Here is a 2346-nt window from a genome sequence, read left to right as displayed (position 1 = left end):
GTGTTATAGTGGACAAAGCATTGTATTGAACCAATCAAATATAGGAAAACTACAACTATACGATAGCTGCACGCTTCAATTTTCAGGGTTGTCTGAATATAAAATAAAGTCTTTAGATATGGGCTCAAGCGCAACTCTTGTGTTGTCGTCGGGTGACTATTGGATTGAAACATTACAGTTAAACTCCAATGCAATTGTTGAAGTAGAAGGCGATGTTCGGCTATTTATAAAAAATAGTTCTAGCTGGAATAGTTCAGATATCAATATTTCTGGTGCGGGGAATTTAACGATCGTTGGATTTAATAATCTTTCTCTGAATGGTAATACACAAGTTAATGGTTATGTTTACATAGGTAACACTCTAGCTCTGAATAACTCTGCCACAATCAATGGCCGTACGACAAGCCGCCGATTAATGATGGAGGGGAATACTCAGATCAATCAAAATGAGCAGCAAGGCTATGCTTGTTTTGAGGATGATTTTAACCGCTCCTCGCTTGGTCAGAATTGGATCCCTTATACTAGTACTGGTAGCTTTACGCCGAGTTTGATTAGTAATCGCTTACGCTTAACTGAGGATCAGAATAACCAAGCAACCGCAGTGACTTATCAACGAATTTTCCCAGCGGCTGGCAACTTAGTTACTGTTGAGTTTGATTACTATGCGTGGGCGAATTTAACCGGTGATGGTGCTGATGGGGTGTCGATTATTTTTTCGGATGCCGAGATTATCCCTAGAACGGGTGGTTTTGGCGGCTCTTTAGGGTATGCACCCACCACAAGTTCCAATCCAATTAAGCCGGGTTTTGCTGGAGGTTGGCTTGGGGTTGGTTTGGATGAATGGGGAAATTATTCCAACCCAACAGAGGGAAGAGTCGGAGGGCCTGGTTTTCGTCGCCAAGCCGTTGCCATTCGAGGCTCTGAAGCCGCAAGTTATCGCTATCTAGTGGGAACTGCCGCTAATTTGAACCCCAAGCTGGATGTACGTCGTACTTGTCAATGGTGGGGCGGTAACTGTTCTTTTCCAGGGCCAGGTCCCGGGCATCGCTATTTCATCACCATCGATTCACGAAATAATAACGCGGTTTATGTTCGTGTGGATCGTCTGGTGAATGGCAATATGCAGACAGTTATCGATTGGTTTAATGTGCTATCGAATCCTAATCAAGGTGCGACACCTGAAGAGTTTTTACTTTCTCTTGCAGGCTCAACAGGGGCTTCTGTTAATAACCATGAGATTGAAAACTTTAAGGTTTGTGCCTTGAAGTCTCGTGACGTGGGGGAGCAGGTTGATCATTTTCGTTTTACTTTACCATCGTCAGATGGGCTAACTTGCAACGCCGCTGATGTACAAATACAAGCTTGTGCAAATAGCAGTTGTAGTGAGCTTTACCAACAGCCGATCACCGCGACTTTACTACCAAATTCATTGCCTTCTGCTGGCGGTGGATGGCAAGGTGGCTCCCAAGTTAATATGACGAATGGTATTGCTAATCTGAAGCTTCGTAAAAATAGTGCAGGGAATGTAACTGTGGGGGTTCAGAGCTCAGTACCTAGTGCTAAACCTTTTTCGACCAATCTTTGTCGATATGGTAGTGGGGGGTATTCTGCCCAAAATTGTACGCTTAATTTCGTTGACAGTGGCTTCATTTTGGATATACCTAATTCCTATGCCAATCAATCGGTAACTGGGACCATTAAAGCGGTACGAAAAGATAACGCTTCACAACTGTGTTTGCCTAGTTTTCAAAATGTACAAAAACCCGTTTCCTTTTGGAGTGATTACTTGAGCCCTAATGGGGGGCAAGGTTTTAGCGCTTTATCGGTTGGTGTGAATAGTGTGGCGGTAGGGCAGTCATCCAATACTGCAACGCCAGTGGTGCTCAATTTCAACCAAAATGGTGAGGCGAGCATTAACGTATCCTATCGTGAGGCTGGTAGCCTTGCTTTGAATGCTCGTTTAACGGGGAGTGGTGATGAGCAGGATTTGCAACTAACAGGTCAAACGACTTTTATACGAGTTCCTCGTGCGTTGGTGCTTAGCACCAATCACTCTTATAACTTAGCTCATCCAGATGGAAAGTGCCCTGCTGCTGACTTAAGCTGTTTGGTTTTTGCAAGGGCTGGGGAAGGATTTAATCTTAATATCAAAGCGGTGGCGGCTGAGCCCAATGAAGATAATGATTTTACCAATAATTTGGGTTTAACTAATTACCAACAGCAATCAATAACTCTGGATCATGTACTGAGAGAGCCAGCTGGTGGTTCTGCTGGTTCTATTGGTACACTGAATTACGATCATGAGCTGGGAGAGGTTACAACCGTTCAACAGAGTGTGACTGAAGT

Annotated in this window: 1 protein-coding gene; it reads left to right on the top strand. The window is 44.0% G+C overall.

The window, feature by feature from the left end:
• The coding region (locus tag AACQ17_RS08955) for a DUF6701 domain-containing protein (protein WP_339366208.1) at window positions 1-2346 on the top strand (2346 nt) is incomplete at both ends.

Origin of the sequence: Vibrio sp. V10_P2A27P122 (assembly GCF_963874335.1) — a bacterium.
In the GTDB taxonomy this organism is placed as follows: Bacteria; Pseudomonadota; Gammaproteobacteria; order Enterobacterales; family Vibrionaceae; genus Vibrio; species Vibrio anguillarum.
The sequence above is the reverse complement of the archived record's forward strand: the minus strand, read 5'-3'. Positions and strand labels throughout refer to the sequence as shown.